General features: G+C 73.4%; 20 protein-coding genes and 1 tRNA gene. 7 read left to right on the plus strand and 14 right to left on the minus strand.

From position 1 onward, the window contains the following. Nucleotides 1–85 precede the first annotated feature (85 nt). Nucleotides 86–688, minus strand: coding sequence for a superoxide dismutase family protein (locus AC5WRL_RS06325; RefSeq protein WP_496087297.1), 603 nt, complete (start codon nt 686–688; stop codon nt 86–88). A 244-nt stretch (nt 689–932) separates the two neighbouring features. On the opposite strand from AC5WRL_RS06325, the gene AC5WRL_RS06330 reads away from it, so the two are divergent. Further along, nucleotides 933–1,574: a DedA family protein gene (locus tag AC5WRL_RS06330; RefSeq protein ID WP_496087298.1), complete on the plus strand. Its 642-nt coding sequence runs from the start codon at nt 933–935 to the stop codon at nt 1,572–1,574. 34 nt (nt 1,575–1,608) lie between these two features. On the opposite strand, the gene AC5WRL_RS06335 is transcribed toward AC5WRL_RS06330, so the two are convergent. From AC5WRL_RS06335 to AC5WRL_RS06375, 9 genes are all read right to left on the minus strand, one after another. After that, nucleotides 1,609–2,427 carry an SAM-dependent methyltransferase gene (locus tag AC5WRL_RS06335; protein WP_496087299.1) on the minus strand — a complete coding sequence of 273 codons (819 nt, stop codon included), beginning with the start codon at nt 2,425–2,427 and terminating at the stop codon, nt 1,609–1,611. 186 nt (nt 2,428–2,613) lie between these two features. Then, the gene (locus AC5WRL_RS06340; protein ID WP_496087300.1) at nt 2,614–3,402 is read right to left on the minus strand and encodes a putative hydro-lyase; all 789 of its coding nucleotides are present in this window, start codon (nt 3,400–3,402) and stop codon (nt 2,614–2,616) included. Further along, nucleotides 3,399–4,724: an MFS transporter gene (locus AC5WRL_RS06345; protein WP_496087301.1), complete on the minus strand. Its 1,326-nt coding sequence runs from the start codon at nt 4,722–4,724 to the stop codon at nt 3,399–3,401. Before AC5WRL_RS06345 ends, AC5WRL_RS06340 begins: the two co-directional genes overlap by 4 nt. A 192-nt stretch (nt 4,725–4,916) precedes the next feature. Beyond that, entirely contained in the window at nt 4,917–5,372 is a 456-nt protein-coding gene (locus AC5WRL_RS06350) for a VOC family protein (RefSeq protein WP_496087302.1), read from the minus strand. A 115-nt stretch (nt 5,373–5,487) separates the two neighbouring features. Further along, a complete protein-coding gene (locus AC5WRL_RS06355; protein ID WP_496087303.1) occupies nt 5,488–6,348 on the minus strand; it encodes a 5-oxoprolinase subunit C family protein in 861 nt (286 codons plus the stop codon). Beyond that, on the minus strand, nt 6,345–6,989 hold the full coding sequence (locus AC5WRL_RS06360) for a 5-oxoprolinase subunit B family protein (protein ID WP_496087304.1): 645 nt from the start codon (nt 6,987–6,989) through the stop codon (nt 6,345–6,347). Before AC5WRL_RS06360 ends, AC5WRL_RS06355 begins: the two co-directional genes overlap by 4 nt. Continuing rightward, nucleotides 6,986–7,771, minus strand: coding sequence for a LamB/YcsF family protein (locus AC5WRL_RS06365; RefSeq protein WP_496087305.1), 786 nt, complete (start codon nt 7,769–7,771; stop codon nt 6,986–6,988). The genes AC5WRL_RS06360 and AC5WRL_RS06365 overlap by 4 nt, the downstream gene beginning before the upstream one ends. Beyond that, a complete protein-coding gene (locus tag AC5WRL_RS06370; protein ID WP_496087306.1) occupies nt 7,768–8,472 on the minus strand; it encodes a GntR family transcriptional regulator in 705 nt (234 codons plus the stop codon). Before AC5WRL_RS06370 ends, AC5WRL_RS06365 begins: the two co-directional genes overlap by 4 nt. A 124-nt stretch (nt 8,473–8,596) precedes the next feature. Next, on the minus strand, nt 8,597–9,169 hold the full coding sequence (locus tag AC5WRL_RS06375; RefSeq protein ID WP_496087307.1) for a CGNR zinc finger domain-containing protein: 573 nt from the start codon (nt 9,167–9,169) through the stop codon (nt 8,597–8,599). Between the two features lie 98 nt (nt 9,170–9,267). On the opposite strand from AC5WRL_RS06375, the gene AC5WRL_RS06380 reads away from it, so the two are divergent. Together AC5WRL_RS06380 and AC5WRL_RS06385 are read left to right on the plus strand one after the other, a co-directional pair. After that, nucleotides 9,268–10,611 (plus strand): MFS transporter, encoded by a 1,344-nt coding sequence (locus AC5WRL_RS06380; protein ID WP_496087308.1) that lies wholly within the window; start codon nt 9,268–9,270, stop codon nt 10,609–10,611. Nucleotides 10,612–10,631: 20 nt separating this feature from the next. After that, nucleotides 10,632–11,132 (plus strand): hypothetical protein, encoded by a 501-nt coding sequence (locus AC5WRL_RS06385; RefSeq protein ID WP_496087309.1) that lies wholly within the window; start codon nt 10,632–10,634, stop codon nt 11,130–11,132. A 60-nt stretch (nt 11,133–11,192) separates the two neighbouring features. On the opposite strand, the gene AC5WRL_RS06390 is transcribed toward AC5WRL_RS06385, so the two are convergent. Beyond that, nucleotides 11,193–11,264: transfer RNA gene (locus tag AC5WRL_RS06390), tRNA-Val, on the minus strand. A gap of 140 nt (nt 11,265–11,404) precedes the next feature. Between AC5WRL_RS06390 and AC5WRL_RS06395 the strand changes: the two genes are divergently transcribed. The 4 genes from AC5WRL_RS06395 (at nt 11,405) to AC5WRL_RS06410 (ending at nt 14,541) form a co-directional block, all read left to right on the plus strand. Beyond that, nucleotides 11,405–12,172: a DUF4097 family beta strand repeat-containing protein gene (locus AC5WRL_RS06395; protein ID WP_496087310.1), complete on the plus strand. Its 768-nt coding sequence runs from the start codon at nt 11,405–11,407 to the stop codon at nt 12,170–12,172. Between the two features lie 70 nt (nt 12,173–12,242). Further along, the gene (locus AC5WRL_RS06400; RefSeq protein ID WP_496087311.1) at nt 12,243–13,580 is read left to right on the plus strand and encodes a hypothetical protein; all 1,338 of its coding nucleotides are present in this window, start codon (nt 12,243–12,245) and stop codon (nt 13,578–13,580) included. Between the two features lie 9 nt (nt 13,581–13,589). Beyond that, the gene (locus AC5WRL_RS06405) at nt 13,590–13,814 is read left to right on the plus strand and encodes an FmdB family zinc ribbon protein (protein ID WP_496087312.1); all 225 of its coding nucleotides are present in this window, start codon (nt 13,590–13,592) and stop codon (nt 13,812–13,814) included. A gap of 58 nt (nt 13,815–13,872) precedes the next feature. Further along, nucleotides 13,873–14,541 carry a DUF4383 domain-containing protein gene (locus AC5WRL_RS06410; RefSeq protein ID WP_496087537.1) on the plus strand — a complete coding sequence of 223 codons (669 nt, stop codon included), beginning with the start codon at nt 13,873–13,875 and terminating at the stop codon, nt 14,539–14,541. On the opposite strand, the gene AC5WRL_RS06415 is transcribed toward AC5WRL_RS06410, so the two are convergent. Genes AC5WRL_RS06415 through AC5WRL_RS06425 form a run of 3 tightly spaced genes read right to left on the minus strand, consistent with a single transcriptional unit; the run spans nt 14,423 to nt 18,935 of the window. Then, nucleotides 14,423–15,319 (minus strand): HAD family hydrolase, encoded by an 897-nt coding sequence (locus tag AC5WRL_RS06415; RefSeq protein WP_496087313.1) that lies wholly within the window; start codon nt 15,317–15,319, stop codon nt 14,423–14,425. The two genes, AC5WRL_RS06410 and AC5WRL_RS06415, sit on opposite strands and share 119 nt — an antisense overlap. Next, nucleotides 15,316–17,763, minus strand: a complete 2,448-nt coding sequence (locus AC5WRL_RS06420; RefSeq protein ID WP_496087314.1) for a phosphoribosyltransferase — start codon at nt 17,761–17,763, stop codon at nt 15,316–15,318. The genes AC5WRL_RS06415 and AC5WRL_RS06420 overlap by 4 nt, the downstream gene beginning before the upstream one ends. Then, the gene (locus tag AC5WRL_RS06425) at nt 17,760–18,935 is read right to left on the minus strand and encodes an HpcH/HpaI aldolase/citrate lyase family protein (protein ID WP_496087315.1); all 1,176 of its coding nucleotides are present in this window, start codon (nt 18,933–18,935) and stop codon (nt 17,760–17,762) included. Before AC5WRL_RS06425 ends, AC5WRL_RS06420 begins: the two co-directional genes overlap by 4 nt. Between the last annotated feature and the right edge of the window lie 30 nt (nt 18,936–18,965).

An 18,965-nucleotide genomic window follows, 5' to 3' on the forward strand; every position in this document is an offset into this window, starting at 1 on the left:
GCGCCGGGCCCCGCGAGGGGCCAGTATGTCGACGGTCCGGCGAAGAGCTACTCCCCTTCAGACGCCACCACTGTACGGGACGCCGTCAGTCGTTGAACCCGACCGTGAGGCACGCCACCCGGCGGCCCGCGTCCCCGTGGTGCGAGGTGGTGTACTCGTGCAGCACCACCGAGTTCGCCTCCCCGTCCCGGAACAGCCACTCGTGGCGGGAGATGGCGGTGCCGCGCCCCGCCGAATCGGCGGTGAAATCCAGCCACACCTCATTGCGGGGATCCACCAGCTCCGGCTCGTCACCGGGGATGTGCTGGTAATGCGGCCCGGCATCGGTGGGCTCCTCCCCGCAGGGCTGCTGGTGCACATGGGCCCCGAAGGCGTGCCCGGGCAACACCCCGCGCACATCAAGCTCCACCGTCATCGCCCCGACCGTCATCCGCTGCACCACCTCGATCCGGGCCCCGGCCGGCACCAACCACTCGTCGTACGTCACCGCGTCGGGAACCGGCTGCCTGCCGGGCGGGGCGACGAACCCCCACACCCGCAGCCGGTACTCCCAGTGCTCGCTGTCCTCGGCGCCGCCACGCGCCTGCGCCGCCCCCGTACCGGACCCCGCCGCGGCCAGCAGCACCGCCAGCGCCGGGGCCAGCACACGCGCCGCCGCCCGCATCCCCGACCTCTTCCGCACACCCATCTCCGCTCTCCTCCACGTCGCCGCACATAGCCCCTCACCTGGGGCGTTTCCACACGATGCCCCCCGTAGGAGCGGGGAGCCCGCCGCACGCACCCGCGTGCACCTGCCGGAGGACGCGGGCGTACGCTGTACGGCGGTACGTGTACGCACGACATGGGGAACGACCGTGCACAAGAATGCGTCACTATCAAGAACATCAAGGGCCGGCTGACGGCCCAGCGGCTGCTCGGGGAGCGGGGAACACGTGTTGGAGACCTTGGGGGTTCTGCTCTACGCCCCGTGGATCTACCTCGTCGTCGTGCTGTTCATCCTGCTCGATGTGTTCCTGCCGGTGCTGCCCAGCGGCGCCGTCGTCGTCACCGCGGCCACCATCGCGGGCGGCACGGCCATCGACATGGCGGGGCTGCCCGCCCCCAACCCGGGCTCCCATCTGCCGCAGCTGGCACTGCTGATGCTGTGCGCGGCGACCGCCTCGTTCCTGGGCGATCTGTTCGCCTACCGGCTGGCCATGCACGGCGGCCGGCGCTTCGACTCCGCCATCGCCCGCTCCCGCCGGCTGTCCACCGCCCAGCAGCGGCTCGGCACGGCGCTGGCCAGGGGCGGCGGTTCGCTGGTCATCCTGGCCCGGTTCGCCCCGGCCGGCCGGGCGGTCGTCTCGCTCGGCGCGGGCGCCACCCGGCGCCGCGCCAAGGACTTCCTGCCGTGGTCGGCGCTGGCCGCCGTGGTGTGGACCGGCTACAGCGTCGGCATCGGCTACCTCGGCGGCCAGATCCTGGGCGCCAGCTGGTTCAGCACCGGGCTGTCCCTGCTGGCCCTGGTGGTGGCGGGAGCAGCGGCCGTCCGCCTGCTGCGCCCCTCCCCCGCTCCCGCCCCGGCGACCGCCTGAGCCACCGGCCGGCGCCGACGCCGACGCCGACCGGCTAGCCGAGCCGGCCGACGCCTCCGTACCAGGACACATCGGCGTGGTCGGGCCGCTCCGCCTCGGGCACGTCCGAGCGCCAGTCGGAGACCACCTGCACCCCGGGCTCGATGACCTCAAGGCCCTCGAAGAACTCGCTGAACCGCGCCTTGTCGCGCAGCGTCAGCGGCACGCCCTGCGCCCGGTAGGCGCGCTGTACGCCCATGGCCGCCTCGGGGGCGATCTCGGCGGTGGCGTGCGAGTAGATGAAGTGACTGCCGGGGGGCACCGCGTCGCGCAGCGTCCGGACGATCGACTCCGGCTTCTCCTCGTCGCCGACGAAGTGGAGTACGGCCACCGCCAGCACGCCGACCGGCTCGTCGAAGTTGATCAGTTCGCGGGTACGCGGGTGGTCGAGGACCGCGCGCGGGTCGCGGATGTCGCCCTGGATGACGGCGGTCCGCTGATCCTGGGCGAGCATGGCGCTGCCGTAGACCAGGACGATCGGATCGTTGTCGACATAGACCACGTGCGAGGTCGGGTCGTGCCGCTGGGCGACCTGATGAACGTTCTCCGCGGTCGGCAGGCCGGAACCCAGGTCGATGAACTGCCGTATCCCGGTCTCGCGGACCAGGTACCGCACGGCCCGGCCGAGGAACTTGCGGTTCTCCCGGGCGGCGGTGCGCAGCAGCGGAAAGGCGGTCAGCGCCTTCTCGGCGGCCTCGCCGTCCACCGTGTAGTGGTCCTTGCCGCCCAGCAGATAGTCGTACATCCGGGCGGAATGCGGCTGGTCCGTGCGCAGATCGATCGGACCGTCGCTCTCGCCGTTGAGCTCTGCCACTCCGGCTCCTCACTCCGTCATGTGTCAGTCAACTCCCAGCAGACTAACGGTGCTTGCCCCAACGGAGTTCGGGGGCCATTCGGAGGAAGCGTGAAGACGTGGCGGCCCGGCGGGGGCCCGGCGGCGGCCCGGCGGCGGCCCGGCGGGGGCCGGGTGGCGGCCGGGGTACGACCGCCACCGGCTCCGCTACAGCTGGTCCGCCACGTCCACCGTGTGGTCCAGCACCAGCATGTGCCCCGGATGGTGCGTGATCGCGTACGGGGCCGCCGCGCCCGGCAGGGCCAGCTGCGGGGTCACCCCGCAGGCCCAGAACACCGGCACGTCGCCCGGTTCGATCACCGGGGTCGGGCCGAAGTCCGGCCGGGCCAGGTCGCTGATGCCCAGGGCGGCGGGATCGCCGATGTGTACGGGCGCGCCGTGGCCGGTCGGGTAGCGGGCGGTGATCTCCACGGCGCGCGCCACCAGGGCGGCGGGGATCGCCCGCATGCTGACGGCGAGTGGCCCGGACAGCCGCCCGGCCGGCCGGGTCGGCACATCGGTGACATAGACCGGCGGCGCCGGGGACCGCTCGGCCCGGCGCACCGGGACCCCGGCCCGGCGCAGCGGCCCCTCGAAGGTGTGGCTGCACCCCAGCAGGAAGCCCACCGCGTCCTCGCGCCAGTACGGGGTGATGTCGTGGGGTTCGGCGACGAGTTCACCGTCCCGCCACACCCGGTAGCGGGGCAGGTCCGTGCGCAGGTCGGCCACGGTCGTACCGACGCGCACCACCGGGTCGCCCGGCTCGGTCACCGCGATGACCGGGCAGGGCTTGGGGTTGCGTACGCAGTACAGCAGCACGTCGTAGGCCAGTTCGTGCGGCACGATCACGAGGTTGGCCTGCTGGTGGCCGTCCAGGACGCCGGCGGTGGGCTCCCGCCAGCGGCCGGCCGCGGCGAGCCGCCGCAGCTCGGCCGGGGAGGAGGGGGCGGCCCTCACGTCAGCTCCCTCCCGCTGGACTCCGGGACCGTGCGCAGCGTGACCAGCGCCAGCACCGCCGCCGCCATCAGCAGGAAGCCGGGGGCGAGCAGATTGCCGGTGGTGGAGATGAGCCAGGTGGCGAGGTACGGGGTGAGCCCGCCGCCGATGATGGTGCCGATGTTGAAGCTGAACGAGAGCCCCGTGTACCGCACCCGGGTGGGGAACTGCTCGGCGTACGTCGGATAGGTGACGGACTGCACGATCGGCATCGGCAGCGCGAGCACCACCATGGCGAGGATGGCGAGCGGGAAGCTCCCGAGCCCCATGACCAGCATGGCCGGGACGACGAGGATCGCGTAGCCGAGGAAGCCGATGGTGATGATCTTCTTGCGTCCCCAGGTGTCGGAGAGTCCGCCGAAGAGCGGCATCAGACAGGCGACGAAGAAGCTGATCCCGCCCATGATCCAGAACGTGGACGACTTGGGGTAGCCCAGCTCCGAGGTGAGGTAGATGTTCATGAAGATCAGGCCGACCCAGTAGCCGCAGTTGGAGCCGATGGCCAGCAGCGTCACCTTGATGACGGGCTTGCGGTAGCGGGTGAGCACCTCGGTCAGCGGCGCCTTGGCGGTGACGTCCTCCTGCTTCGCGGTCAGGAACGCCTCGGAGTCCTCAAGCCGGTTCCGGGCGAGCAGCGCGACGACGATCAGCGGCAGGGAGAGCAGGAACGGGATCCGCCAGCCGAAGTCCTCCAGTTGCTGCTCGGTCAGTACGGTGCTGATGACGCCGGCCACCAGGGCCGCCGTACCACCGCCGATGGCCACCCCGACCGGGGTGAACGCCCCGAAGAAGCCGCGCCGGCCGCGCGGCGCGGACTCGGCGAGGTAGGTGGCGGAGCCGGTGACCTCGCCGCCGGCGAAGAAGCCCTGGGCGAGCCGTACCAGGAGCAGCGCGATGGGCGCGGCCACCCCGACGGTGGCGGCGGTGGGCAGCAGGCCGACTGCGGCGGTGGCGCTGCCCATGCCGATGACGGTGAGGAGCAGTACGGGTTTTCGGCCGACGCGGTCGCCGAGCCGGCCGAGCACGATGCCGCCCAGCGGACGCATCAGGAAGGCGCTGCCGAAGACGGCGAGGGTGGCCAGCAGGGAGGCGGTGGGGTCCTCGTCGGGGAAGAAGTGCGGTCCGAGGACGACGGCCAGATAGCCGTAGACGCCGAACTCGTAGTACTCGATCGCGGTGCCGGCGGAGGCGGCCACCGCCGCCCTGCGGGCACGGCGGGGGTCGGCGGGCGGGGCCGCCGCGCTGTCTGCCGCGGCGTGCGGCGTCGTTGATAGGCTCGTCATGGGCGTGCTCCGGTTCTGACATGTCCTTGGTGGGATGTGCGGGTCAGTCGTGCGGGGCGTCCGCGTGGCCACGCGGGTGCGGGTACGTACGGCGCCGGGGGCCCGTGCGACGGTCATCCGCAGGACTGGACTCCTGCTGATGACCGTCGCCTCGTACGGGCCCCGGCGGCCGGCCGTTCACCGGTGCAGGGGTCAGACGGCGAAGAGCTGGCTGATGTCGGCGAATGCCTTGAACTCCATGGCGTTGCCCGCCGGGTCGAGGAAGAACATGGTCCACTGCTCGCCCGGCTCGCCCTCGAAGCGGACGTAGGGCTCGATCACGAAGTCGGTGCCGACGGCGGTGAGGCGGGCGGCCAGTTCCTTGAACCGGTCGACGGAGAGCACCAGGCCGAAGTGCGGCACCGGCACCTGGTGGCCGTCGACGGGGTTGGTGCCGGCGATGCCGTCGCGCGGGGTCTCGGCGGGGCCGTCGCCGACCTGGTGGGTGACGACCTGGTGGCCGCCGAAGTTCCAGTCGATCCACTTGGTGTCGGAGCGGCCCTCGGAGAAGCCGAGCACCCCGCCGTAGAACTTTCGGGCCGCCTCGATGTCGTCGACGGGGATGGCGAGATGGAACGGGGCGAGGCCGGTGGTGGGTTCGGTGGCCATGGAAGTCTCCTTCGGGTAATGCTGATTGAGGGTGTGCCGGACGGGTTCGGCCGGCGATGTGGTCGGTGGTCGGTGGTCTGTGGTCGGTCGGGTGGTCCTTGGCCCCGGCCTCCTCTCAGCGGGCCGGGACGAGCCGCAGCTCGTCTCCGGGCAGCGCCTGGCCGACGACGTCGATGTCGGTGTCCGTGACCACCCCGATGACCGGATAGCCGCCGGTCACCGGATGGTCGGACAGGAACACGATCGGCTCGCCGGACGGCGGGATCTGGATGGCGCCGCGTACCGTGCCCTCGCTGGGCAGGTCCACGGAACCGATGGTCAGCGGCGGCCCGGTGAGCCGGGCGCCGACCCGGTCGGTCTGGGCGGAGATCCGCCAGGTCGCCGAGGTCAGCCGGTCCCGGTCGGCCGCGCCGAACAGGTCATCGCGCGGGCCCCAGCGGAACCGCGCGGTGACGGCCCCCCGCACCGGGGTGACACTGAACGCCAGTTCAAGCGGCACCACCGGCACGGGGCGCGCCGGGCCAAGGCCCAGCACCGTACCGGGGGCCAGCGGCGGCGGGCCCAGCCCGGTCAGGGAGTCGCGGGACGCCGAGCCCAGCACGCGCTCCGTCTCGATGCCGCCGCACACGGCCAGGTAGGTGCGGCAGCCGGCCCAGGGGCGGCCGACGGTGAGCCGGGCGCCGGCCGGCAGCCGCAGCAGCGTGGGGTCGGCCACCCGGACGCCGTCCACCGTCACCGGGGCGGGCGCCCCGGTGAGCGCGACGTAGCGGGCGGTGGTCAGGGTCAGGGTGAGTCCGCCGAGGGTCAGTTCGAGGGCCGGGGTGTTGTCCGGGTTGCCGACCAGCCGGTTGGCGAGCAGAAAGCTGCGCCGGTCGGTGGGGCCGGCGGCGGGCACGCCGAGGTGGGCGAGCCCGGTACGGCCCAGGTCCTGGATGGTCGCGGCGACTCCGGCCTCGACGACGGTCAGCGTCGTCATGGCGCGACCTCCTCGAACACCACCCGGTCGCCGATGCCGAGGCGGTTCGGCGGGGTGGCGGCCACGTCCCACAGCCGGGCGGTGGTGAACCCGATCTGGTGCCAGCCGCCCGGGGTGCCGCCGGGGTAGACGACGGTCTGGTTCCCGGCGATCGCCACCACGCCGGCGGGTACCCGGGCGCGCGGGCTGGGCAGCCGGGGCAGCCGGAGCGGGCCGGGGAGCCCGTCCAGATAGGCGAACCCCGGTGCGAAGCCGAAGAAGGCGACGGTGTGTTCGCCGCCGGTGTGCCGGCGGACGATCTCGGCGCGGGGCAGCCCCACCCGCTCGGCGACGGCGTCCAGGTCGGCGCCCTCGTACCGGACGGGAATCACGACGGTGCGCGGCGCGGTGGCGGCAACAGGCTCGGTCCCCCTCGTATCCGTACGGAGCAGCCGGCCCAGCTCGACGGCGAGCCGCTCCATCCCGGCGGCGTGCTCCGCCACCACCAGCACCGTGGTGGCGGCCGGCACCACCTCGCGCAGCGGCACCGACCAGGACCGGCGACGGATCGCCACGGCCACCTCGGCGGGGCGGCGGCCGGCGCACTCGATCAGCCAGCCACGGTCGCCGGCGCGTCTGAGCCGGGTCCCGGCGCCGGTCATGCCGGCACCTCGGTGGGTATGCACACCCCGACCCCGGCCGCCGCCAGGGCCTCCCGCACGGCGCGCGCGATGGCGACGGCGCCGGGGGTGTCGCTGTGCACGCACAGCGCGGCGACGGCGCCGCCGTCCGGGGCGACCCGTACCGTACGGCCGCTGAGCGCGGTCACCGTGCCGGTCCGCGCCATCAGCAGCGCGCGGCGCGCCGCCTCGGCGGGGTCGGTGATGACGGAGCCGGGCTGCGACCGGGGGACGAGCAGGCCGTCGTCAGTGTAGGCGCGGTCGACGAACGCCTCGGCGAGCGGGCGCAGTCCGGCGGCGGAGGCGCGGGCCCAGACCTCGGTGCGCGGCTGGCAGAGCAGCGGCAGTTCGCGGTCGTAGAGGGTGACGGCCTCGACGATGGCGGCGGCGTGCCCGGCGTGCCGCGCCGCCGCGTTGTAGAGCGCGCCGTGCGCCTTCAGATAGCTGATCCGGCTGCCGGCGAGCCGGGCGAAGACCTCAAGGGCGCCCATCTGGTAGAGGAGTTCGTTGACGAGGGTGGCGCGCGGCACCTCGATGAAGCGGCGGCCGAACCCGGCCAGGTCGCGGTAGGAGACCTGCGCCCCTATGGCGACGCCACGGGCGACGGCGTCCGTGCACGTACGGCGCAGGATGTCGGGGTCGCCGGCGTGGAAGCCGCAGGCGACGTTGGCGGCCGTGACCTGGTCGAGCAGCGGCCCCTCGTCGGCCGGGCCCCAGGCGCCGAAGCCCTCGCCGACGTCGGTGTTGACGGCGAGCGCGGTCACTGGACGGCCTCCGCCCAGTACGCCTGGATGGAGCCGGAGCTGTTCTCCCAGGCGGCGTGCAGGCCCTGCTGGCCGCCGTCGATGTGCGCGAGGATCTGCCTGGCGAGTTCGTCGGCGTCGCCGTCGGCCAGCGCCCGCACCATCGCGGTGTGTTCGGCCTGCACCCGGTCGTAGGCGCAGGTGCCGTGCACGTAGAACCGGGAGTACGGCTCCAGGCGGTGGTACATCTGCGCGATGACCTCGTAGCGCAGCGGCAGCCGGGAGAGCCGGTACATGTCGAGGTGGAACGCGAGGTTGGTGCGGGACCAGGAGTCCGCGCCGGTCTCGGCGACCCGGTCCATGTGGGCGACCATGTCCTCGAACCGGCTGATGTCGCGGCGCGACACGCGCTCGGCGACATGCTCGGCGAAGCTCGGTTCGATCAGCCGGCGCAGGTTGTAGACCTCGTCGATCTCCTCCAGATCGAGCACCGTGACGAACGTGCCGCGCCCCGGCGTCGAGCGCAGCAGTCCTTCGCTGATGAGGGTGCGCATGGCTTCGCGGAGCGGGATGCGGCTGACGCCGAAGCGGTCGGCGAGTTCGTCCTGGACCAGCCGGTGTCCCGGCGGGTAGACGCCTTCGACGACCAGTCGGCGCAGCTCGCTGGTGACATCGTCCGCGCCGTGCGCGTCACCGCGAAGAGTTCGGTCTGCTCGGCTCATGGGGATCTGTATACAGTGGATCCACCCAGTTGGGATACGGGTCGACCACAGTTGATCTGGGTTTTACCGCTCCGAAACCTGCGCCGCTGACTGATTCGACCGCCTTCGTACCCCTGACGGACGCTCAGCGCGGGCCGTCGGGGCCGGGATCTCCCGCCCGGCGGCGCTTGCGGTGCGCGGCGACGCGCTCGCGGGAGGCGCAGGCGGTGGAGCAGTAGCGGCGGGGACTGCCGGGGCCGGCGCCGAGGAACACCCGGGCGCAGCGCGGGGAGGCGCACTCGCCCCAGGCGACGCGGCCGTACTCGGTGAGGAGTTGGGCCAGGGCGAGCGCGCTCGCCGCCAGGAACCAGTCGGCCCACCCGGCGTCCCCGCCCCGGTCGACGTGCAGATGCCACGGGTGTCCCTCGTGCCGCGTGAGCCGGGGCCGGGCGCCGCAGTCGGCGAGGACGCGGTTGAGGGCGCCGGCGGCGCGGTCGGTGTCGGCCTCGGTGAGGACCTGGTCCAGCAGCCGCCGTGCGGCGGTGCGCAGTTCGGCGGCGTCGGCGTCGGTGAAGGCGCCGGGCGCGAGGTCGGCGGGCCGCTCGCCGTGCCGGGCCAGCAGCGCGGCGAGGGCGTCCCGGGACGTGCCGGGGTCCGCGCGTACGGCATTGGCGAGATCGACCGCCCGCTGGGCGGGCTGGAACCCCTGCTTGACCATGGGCCCGATTGTAACGTCTTATAAAGACAACCCGTTACGGAGTTACGGGGTTGCGGAGTCACGGCGCCGGCCGCCGGGCGGACAGAACGAGAAGGCGGATGACCCGATACCTGACGACGGCCTTCCTGGCCCGGCTGGCAGAGGAGGGCATGGCGGTGGCGCTGGCCCTGCTGGCGCTGCACCGCACGGGCAGCGCCGCCCAGGGGGCGTTCGTGCTGACGGCCTGGATGGCGCCGCACGTGCTGGCCGCACCGCTGGTGGGCGCGATGTCCGCACGCTGGTACGGGGCGGCGCTGGCCGTCTTCGCGGCGTCGATCGCCGCGCTGGCGGCGACACTGGGCCGGGCCCCGATCGCGCTGACGGCGGCCATCGCGGTGGCGGGCGGCTGCTGCGGGCCGGTGGTGTCGGGCGGCCTCTCCAGCCTGGTCGCCACCCTGACGGCACCGGGCGCGGCCAGAGACCGCGGCTACGGGCTCGACGCGGCCACCTACAACGCCGCCTCGGTCGCGGCCCCGGCGGCGGTGGGCGGCCTGGCCGCACTCACGGCGCCCGCCACGGCGATGCTGACGCTGGCCGTGGCGGCAACGACAGCGGCCCTGCTGACCATGACCACGCCACAACGGCGGCGACCCGCATCGACGGCACTCACCGCACCGGCCCCATCGATGTCCCCGGCGGAACCGGCGGAACCGGCGGAACCAGCGGAATCAGCCGCACCGGCTCCACCCGCCGCGTCAGCGCCACCGGCGTCATCCGGCACACGGACCGAACCGGGGAAACCCGCCGCACCGGCGGCCCGCGCGGCCTCTGCCGCGACCGCCGCCCCCGGCGCGCCCCTGTGTGCCGGACCGGCCGCCGCCTTGGCCGCACTGTGGCGGATACCGGAGCTGCGGGCGGTCACCGCGGCCACCACCCTCGCCTTCCTGGGCATCGGCGGACTCACCACCACCACGGTGCTGCTCGCCGAGAGCCGGTCGTTCCCCGGCGGCGGCAGCCTGCTGCTGACCGTCTTCGCCATCGGCGCCCTCGCCGGCGCCCTGACCACGGCCCGGCGGCGCCGGCCCGTACCCGCCGCCCGGCTGGTCACCGGCGCGCTGCTCGGCACCGGACTGGCCCTGGCCGCCGCCGCGTTCGCCCCCTCAGCCGCGCTCTGTCTGCCGCTGTACGCGATCGCCGGCCTGTGCGACGGCCCCCTGCTGAGCGCCACCCTCCGCATCCGCGCCGACCACGCCCCCGACCACCTCCGCAGCCAGGTCTTCACCCTTGGCGCAGGCCTCAAAATCACGGCAGCCGCCTGCGGAGCGACGCTGATCGGCCTGTCCGCGGCCCTCCCGCCCACACTCCTCCTCCTGTGGGCCGCGACCCTCCAACTCACCGCCGCCGCGCTCTATCTGCGCCTCAAGCGCCGCCGCCCTATCCTGAGAACCGACGCGACGCGGTGAACGCGGTGAGGGGGCACAGGGTGACCGAGCGGGACGACCTCCGGACGACGGCCGACGAACTGGCCTCCGTACGCGGCGCACTGGCCGAGGGCGTACAACAGGCCATCGCGAAGCTCCCGCCCGAGTACCACCCCCGGCCGCTGTCACCCGCCCAGCGGGCCGAGGTGCTCGCCGCGGACCGCCAGGCACGCTACTTCGACTGCCTGACCCGGGCGGCCACCGTCGGCCACGCCGAACTCGTCTGCCACCCCGACACCTGGGCGTTCCTCGTCGAACACACCGCGCGCCGGGAGAACTTCCGGCTTCAGGCCGATCACCTGACGCAATCCCCCGGCACCCTCACGGCCGGTATCTCCGCCCGGGCGCTCATCGCCGTCCTCAACACGCTGTGGCACGCCCTCCGCGACGACTCTCTCGACGACGACGCCCGGACGCCGGCCCAGCACGGCTACGAGCAGTTGGCCCACGCCCTGAGCGGCCCGGAGCGGCACCCGCTGCGCATCACGCTCGACAGGTCGTGACCCCGGCCCCAAAACGACCATGGCCCCTCCGCGTTGCCGCGGAGGGGCCATGGATCCGGGTGGGTGCAGACGGGTTCGAACCGCCGACATCCGCCTTGTAAGGGCGGCGCTCTACCGCTGAGCTATGCACCCGCAGACCTGCAACAGCGTACATGGCCGACCGTGGTGGGGTTAGCCATACCGGCTGACGCCAGGCAGCCGGATTACCAGGTGGCGGGCCCGTTTCTAGCGTGGTGGTGTCCTCGCGTCATGCTGTCATCAGGAGCCGCACCGTGCGCCGCACCGCCACAACCCTCACCGTTCTCCTCACCGGAACCGCCGCCCTCCTCGCGGCGCTCACCGGCTGCTCCCAGCAGACCCACGACGGCGCCCCCGAGCACGCCACCTTCGCCGTCGCGGGGGACACCCTCACCATCGAGGCCGGCAGCAGCGCCATCCAGCTGGTCCCGGATCCGACGCTGGACGGGGAGATCGACGTGACCCGCTGGTTCAAGGCCGGCAAGGTCTTCGGCACCACCGACGTCAGCTGGGACATGAACGGCGACACCCTCACCCTGCACACCATCTGCGACGGCTTCGTCACCACCTGCGACATCCGGCACGAGATCGCGGTCCCCGCCGACCTCGCCGTGACCGTGCGCGGGTCCAACGGCGACATCGAGGCCACCGGGTTCACCGCCCCGCTCGATCTGGAGTCGGACAACGGGAGCGTCACCGTAACCGATCTCGCCGCCCCCTCCCTGCGGCTCGAATCGCACAACGGCAAGGTCAGCGGCTCCGGCCTCGACGTGCCGCAGCTCACCGCCGCCTCCCACAACGGCGCCATCTCCCTGGGCCTCGCCACCGTCCCCGGGCAGGTCGACATCACCTCCCACAACGGCCGCGTCGAACTCGCCCTGCCCGCCCCCGGCCCCTACCGGGTCAGCACCGACACCCACAACGGGTCCGTCGCCGTCGACGTGCCCGAGAGCGACGACGCCGCCGCCCGGATCGGCATCAGCACCCACAACGGCGACATATCCGTGCACGGCTCCGACTGACCTGGCCATGTTCCTGTCCCGCTCCGGATGAAAGAATGACCACCAGTCGTGGAGTGGGGAGAGAGACACAGTGAGGGCGACGCGTACCGCGAAGGAGCTTGCCGGGATCGCGCTGCTTCCGCTCGCACTGCTGCCGGCCGTCGCGCTCGCCCTCCCCGGGGCGTTCACCGGCGGCGGGGTACGGCGCTGGGGCCGGGGCCGGGTGGAGGATCTGCGGGGCGAGGCGCAGGCCGCGCAGGACGAGACGGCCGCCGCGTTCTACGAGCTCGACACCGCGCAGCGGGAGCTGCGCATCACCATCGAGACCATCACGGCCGCCGCCGAGGACTCCCGGCAGGCGGGCCGGGTGGCGGCCGACTTCGCCGCGTTCGGTGAGCGCATCGATCAGGTCAGCCACGAGTACATCCGTACCGTCGACGCCCACGACCTCGACAGCGAGGGTCTGGACGCCGGCGCCGCCTCCCGGGCCCGGCACGACTTCACCCGGGTACGGGACGAGCTGCGCCGCGCCAAGGCCGATCTCGACACCTTCGGCCAGAGCCTGGCCCCGCTGCTGGAGCGCGCCGAGAACCAGCTGCGCCAGGTCGCCCCGGCCGTCGAGGGTGCCAAGCGGGCGCTGCTCGCCGCCACCACCGCCCTGGACGCGGTGCGTGAGGCCCGGCTCGCCGCCGATCAGCTGGCCGCCGCGCTGGCGGCGCTCGGCCCCGAGCTGCGGCTGCTGAACGAGGGCCCGGCCCAGCACGGCATCCGCCCCACCGTGCGGCGCGCCGAGGACGTACGGCGGCGGGCCGAGGCGATCACCGCCGAGGCCGAGCAGCTGCCGCGCCGGGCGGCGGGGATCGACAAGCGGCTGGCGTCGCTGCGGACCCGGGCGCAGGCGATCACCACCCGGGCCGGGCAGGTGGAGCCGGTGCTCAGCGAGCTGCGCCGCCGGTTCAGCGCCGCGTGCTGGCAGGACCTCCAGCGGGTGCCGGAGCAGGCGGCGGCCTCGGTGCGGGAGGCGGAGGCGGCGCTGCGCGACGCCGGGCGGGCGCGGGACGAGCAGCGCTGGGACGACGCGACGGCGCGGCTGGCGGCGGTGCAGACGCTGCTGGGGCGCACCGATGAGGCGGTGTCGGCGGCCGGGGAGCGGCTGCGGCGGCTGAACGAGGTGTCCTTCGATCCGTCGAAGGAGGCGGAGCGGACCCGGTTCGCGATCCGGGACGGGCAGCGGCTGGCGATGAGCGGCCGGTCGATCCCCGATCCGCGCCATGCCGGGCCGCTGGACGCGGCGGTGGAGCGTCTTGACCGGGCGGTCGCCGCGCTGGAGGCGGGGGGCCGTAACCCCGACTACTGGCTGTTCCTGACCGAGACGGAGGCGGTACGGGGCATGGTGACGGCGGTCGTGGAGGACATCCGGCGCGGTTAGGCTTCGGCCATGCCGCGTTATGAGTACCGGTGCCGCAGCTGTGGCGCCGAATTCGAGCTGAGCCGTCCGATGGCCGCGTCCGCCGATCCCGCCGTCTGTCCGGCCGGGCACGAGGATTCCGTCAAACTCCTGTCCACCGTCGCGGTGGGCGGTACGGCCGCCGGTGCCGCCGGCGCTCCGGCGCCCAGTGGCGGTGGTGGCGGCGGTTGCTGTGGGGGCGGCTGCTGCGGTTGAGCCGTTCCGGTATGCGGGTGATGCTGGTGGTATGGCCACTACGCATTCGCACGATCGGATGCCCGAGGTCGGGCTGCGGGGCCTTTTCCTGCGGGCCAGGCTCGATGAGCATCTGCCCGCCGAGCACCGGCTGAGCGTCGTCTACCGGGTCGGCGCCGGCCTGGTGGGGCTGGGGCTGATCGTCTTCGGGGTGTTCGGCGTGGTGCAGCGCGTCGGGTTCTTCTCCACGGGTGACAACACCGTCGCCGGGCTGAACAGCAACGGCGCCCTCAGCTGGCTGTCCATCGTCGTGGGCCTTATCCTCTTCGCCGGCATGATCAAGGGCGGCAACTTCGCCTCCACCCTCAATCTGGTGCTGGGCGTCCTGTTCACCCTCAGCGGCTTCTACAACCTCGCCGTACTGGAGACCGGCGCCAACTTCCTGGCGTTCCGGATTCAGAACGTCCTCTTCAGCTTTGTGGTGGGGCTGTTGCTGATGTTCTTCGGGATGTACGGGCGGGTCAGCGGCAGACTGCCGCACGACAACCCGTACTGGCAGGCCCGGCATCCCGAGCAGGCCGCCGAGGAGCGGCGGCTGCGCGAGATCGCCGCCGACCGGGAGCGGGTGCTCAATCCCCCGGAGCCGGCACCGCGCCCTGAGCAGCCGCGTCCCGAGCGGCGTCCTGAGCGGCGCCGGGGGCTGCTGCGTGGGCGAGGAAGGCACGGAGGATCTCCTCCCCGCAGCTGACCCCCCGGCCCGGCAGGGCGGTGATGTGCGGCGCGCTCCAGCCGGTGTCGGCGAGTTCGCCGTGCCCGGGGCGCCACCCGGCGTCCGCCGCCAGCAGCAGATCGGCGTCCAGCAGCGAGTCGCCGGCGGCCAGCACCGTGCCGGCCCCGGTGCGCCGGGCGACCTCGGCGACGGCGGCCGACTTCGTCAGCGGGCGCGGCACCGCGTACAGCTTGCGGCCCTGGAGCGAGACGGTCCAGCCGCGCGGTTCGGCCCAGTCGGCGAGTTCCTTGGCCCAGGTGTCGGGCAGCAGGGCGCGTTCGACGACCAGGTAGGCGAACAGGTCTTCCGCGTCCCGCGTCTTGAGCAGCCACGCCGGGTCGGCGGAGCGCCGCAGATGGTCCTTGACCTCGCGCAGCGGCACGCATTCGGCGGCCAGGGCGCGCCGCACCTGGGCGTGCCAGTCCCAGTCGGTCTCGCCGTCCACCAGCAGTTGCCCGCCGTTGGCGCAGATCGCGTAACGGGCGGGCGGGCCGGGGAAGTTGATGCGCCGGTACTGCTTGCGGGTGCGGGTGGTGGTGGGCACGAAGACGGTACGGGGCGCGCCGGCCAGCTCGGTCAGCAGCCCGGCGGCGGCCTCGGTGAGGAAGGACTGGGGCCTGCCCTGGTGCACCTCCACGCACAGCAGGCGTGGTGCGTCGGCGTCCGGCATGCCGAGGGAGAGGGCGGCCTGCGAGTAGATGAGGGTGCGGTCGAGGTCGCTGGCGATGAGGGTGGGACCGGGGCCGGTGGTGCTCAACGTGCTGCCCTTCCATCGGCGCCGGTGGCGCCCTTGGTGTACCGGGGGTGGATCAGTCCGACGCAACTGTAGGGGAGGTCGTCCGTCTCCTCGACGGTGACGCCGCGCTGCTCGGCGAGCAGCCGGATGTGGTCGAGGTCGGCGCCGACGCCGCGCCGGGTGAGGACGCGCCACGGGACACGGCGCAGCAGCACCCGGGTGGTCTCGCCGACGCCGGGTTTGACGAGATTGATGTCGCCGATGCCGTACGCCTCGCTGATGCGTTCCACGGCCTGCCAGCCGGCCCAGGTGGGGGCGCGGTCGGCGGCCAGCAGGGCGGGGACGGCGGCGGCCACCTCGCGCCGCAGGGCCGGGTCGGGGAAGTGGGCGCTGACGGCGTCCAGGAAGTGCGCCGACTGGTCGGCGCCGGCGAGTTCGGCGTAGTGCTTGGCGCCGTGGAAGTCGTGCGGGCCGGTCAGGTCGGCGCGCAGCACGGTGCGCGATATCAGCCCGGAGACGGTGGAGTTGAGGCAGGCGGAGGGGATGAGGAAGTCCTCGCGGGTGCCGTAGGTGGTCACGCAGCCGCCGGGGTCGGCGAGCACCGCCAGGGAGGGATCGAAGCCGGGGAACGGGGCGAGCGCGTCGGTGAGTTCGCGGGTGATGGCGCCCTTGCCGGTCCAGGCGTCGACGAACACCACGTCGGCCGGGTCGTGGTGGGCGGCGAGCCAGCGCAGCGCGGTGGTGTCGATGCCCCGGCCGCGCACGATGGACACGGCGTAGTGCGGGAGTTCGAGGCCGTGGGCCTGCCGGGCCCAGCGGCGCATGAGGATGCCGACGGGGGTGCCGGCCCGGGCGAGCGAGACGAGTACGGGGCGGGGGCGGGGGCGGTCGGCCAGCAGCAGGTCGGTGACGGTGCCGACGGCGGCGGCGATGCGGCGGGCGGAGGCGTCGAGGGCGGTGTGGAAGAGCCGCTGGTACTCGGGGCTGGGCTGGTATTCGACGGGCAGCGATTCGGCGTAGTGGGCGCCGCCGCTCTGGATGGCCTCCTCGCGTTCCTCGGTGGGCGCCTCCAGGGAGACGTCGGTGAGGTCTTTCAGCAGCCAGCCGACCTCGTCGGGGGCGTAGGAGGAGAAGGCGGGGCCGCGCAGCGGCGGGGTGGTGGCGGGGACGGTGGCCAGCACGAGGTGCGGGGTGTGGGCGGCGAGCCGGTCGAGCAGGCCGCCGGGGGTGTGCAGGGCGGGCCGGTCGGCGGGGGTGTCGGTCACCACGACGATGGCGTCCCAGTCCTGGCCGGCGATGTTGTACGCGTAGCGCGGTCCGGGGCCGTCGGCCGGGTCGTCGTGGGCGGGGAAGACCAGCCGGGAGCGGATCGCGTACCCGGGGTCGTCCACCGGCAGGACGGGTGAGCGGGTGGTGCTGGAGAACCGCACCTCGCGCCCGCCACCCAGCTCCTCCTCCAGCGCGGCGGCCAGCCGCAGCGGGACGTACATGAACTCCTCGGTGCCCAGCAGCAGTACGCGTCCGGGGCCGGCCGGCAGGGTGGCGGCGAGTTGCCGGGCGAGCGCGGGGAGCGCGGCCTCAAGCCGCTCGCGGTGGGCCGGGGTGAAGCCGTGCCGGCCGCCCTCGGGCAGCGCGGCGGGCCACTGGGGGGAGATCCGCCGGACGGTGCCGCCGGTGGTCGGCGGGCCGGATCGTTCGGGTGCCGGATCGTCCAGCTCGTCAACGATCGCCTTCCCGCGCGCCAGCACCTCGGCCGGCAGCAGGACCTCGCCCGCCGCGAGCGCGACCACCTCCACCACGGCGCCGAGTCCGGCGGCGAACTTCTCCAGCGCCGCCCGGTCCTCCTCGGTGCGCAGATCGGCCAGCGCGGCCACCACGTACCGCTCCCGGGGCCGCAGCCGGTGCAGCGCGGTGATGGTGTTGCGCACCGTGCGCCCGGTGGACAGTTCGTCGTCCACCAGCACCAGCGTCCCCTCCCCCGTCAGCAGCGCCGGATCGGCGGGCAGTACGAGATGCCCGGTGTGGTGGCTGTGCTCCTCCTCGAACCGCACCTGCCCCACCCCCGGGACGGTGCGCCGGGTGGAGTGCAGATACGTGACGCCGCCCCCGCCGTCGCCCCCGCCACCGCCGTCCCCGCCGCCCCCGCCGTCCCCGCCGATTCCGTCCGCGACACAGTGCCCGAGCCCGGTCGCGGTCTCCGCGTACCCGAGCACCACGGCCACCCGCTCCCCGGCCCCCAGCACCTCCCGCACCCGGCGGCCCAGGGCCACCCCGGCCCCGTACACCACCCCGGGCCGCTGCGGCACATGCTTGCCGAGGATCCGCGACACCAGCAGATGCGCCCGCTTGGGGTTGCGCCGCACCGCGAGCCCCACCTGGTCGCGTACCGCTTCGCCCCGCACCTCGACCCCCAGCCGCCGGGTCACCCAATCGCCGTCCCACGCCTGCGTCGTGCTGGTCGTCATTCGCTCTCACCCTCCATGCCGGCCGCGAGCAGATCGACGAAGTCGACGCCGTCCCGGGCCACTCCGAACACCTCGGCGCGGCGGATCGTCCGCTCGGCCCAGGCCCGGTGCGGCTTCACCTCGTTCATCTTGTTGGTGTAGGCGGAGCGCAGCACGCCGCCGCCGCTCGGCCCGGTGCGCAGGATGTCGGCCGCGTCGCTGAACTCCTCGTGGGTGACCACGGACAGCGCGTGCACCGGCGCCACATGGGAGGGATGGATGCAGGTCTTGCCCTGAAGGCCGTTGGCCTGGTCGAGTTCGATCTCCTGGAGCAGCCCGTCCATGTTGTGCTCGATGAGCGATTCGCGCAGCCCCTCGGCGCGCCCGCTGAACGGGCTGCGGCGCAGCTGCGGCTTGAACATCCGTTCCTGCGCCCGGAAGTACTCCCACACCGGCCCGGAGACGGTGTAGCCGGTGCCGTCGGCGCGGCCGAAGACATTCACCACATCGGCGATGACGGAGGCGACGACGTGCACGTCGTACGCGGTCATGTCGGGGGTACGGCGCAGGCCGTACGCGGAGCAGAAGTCGGTGACACCGAGCCGCACGGCCGGTATTCGCTCGCGGTACTTGTCCAGTACCCGGGCGGCGTCGGCGAGATGGGCGGCGCGGGATTCGAGATGGAGCAGTTCGGGGGATTCCAGGATCGGCATGGCCAGCAGCCGCCGGCCGCACATCACCTCGGCGCCGGTGAGGGCTTCGAGGAACGCGGGCCCGACGGCGGCGGTGAACTTGGGCAGCACGAACCCGGCCAGCAGCCGGACCGCAGGGCCGAGCCGGCTGGTGAGATCGGTGATCTGCTCGGGGGTGCGGATCCGGATGAACAGCAGCGGCGGCTGATCGGCGGGGTCCTCGCGCTCCAGCCGGCCGAACTGGCGCACCAGATTCTCCTCCGCGCCGGGAACTTCCGCGTCGCTGATGGAGTCCTCCAGACACAGGACCATGGACACCACCCCGGCGGCCTGCTGCTTGCGGATGTCGGCGGCGAGCCGGGGCCGGGTGGCGGGGCTGTAGAGGGTCGCGCCGAGCGCCGTGCCCAGGGTGCGCACGGGGGAGTTCAGGCTGAACTCGGCCGGCTCCTGATGGAACAGAACGCGACGTTGCGCGGCGGAGAGATGCCCATAATGCCGCATATTTCACCCCGGACTGTCGATGTTTCCCGG

The organism is Streptomyces sp. NTD107 (assembly GCF_059510435.1).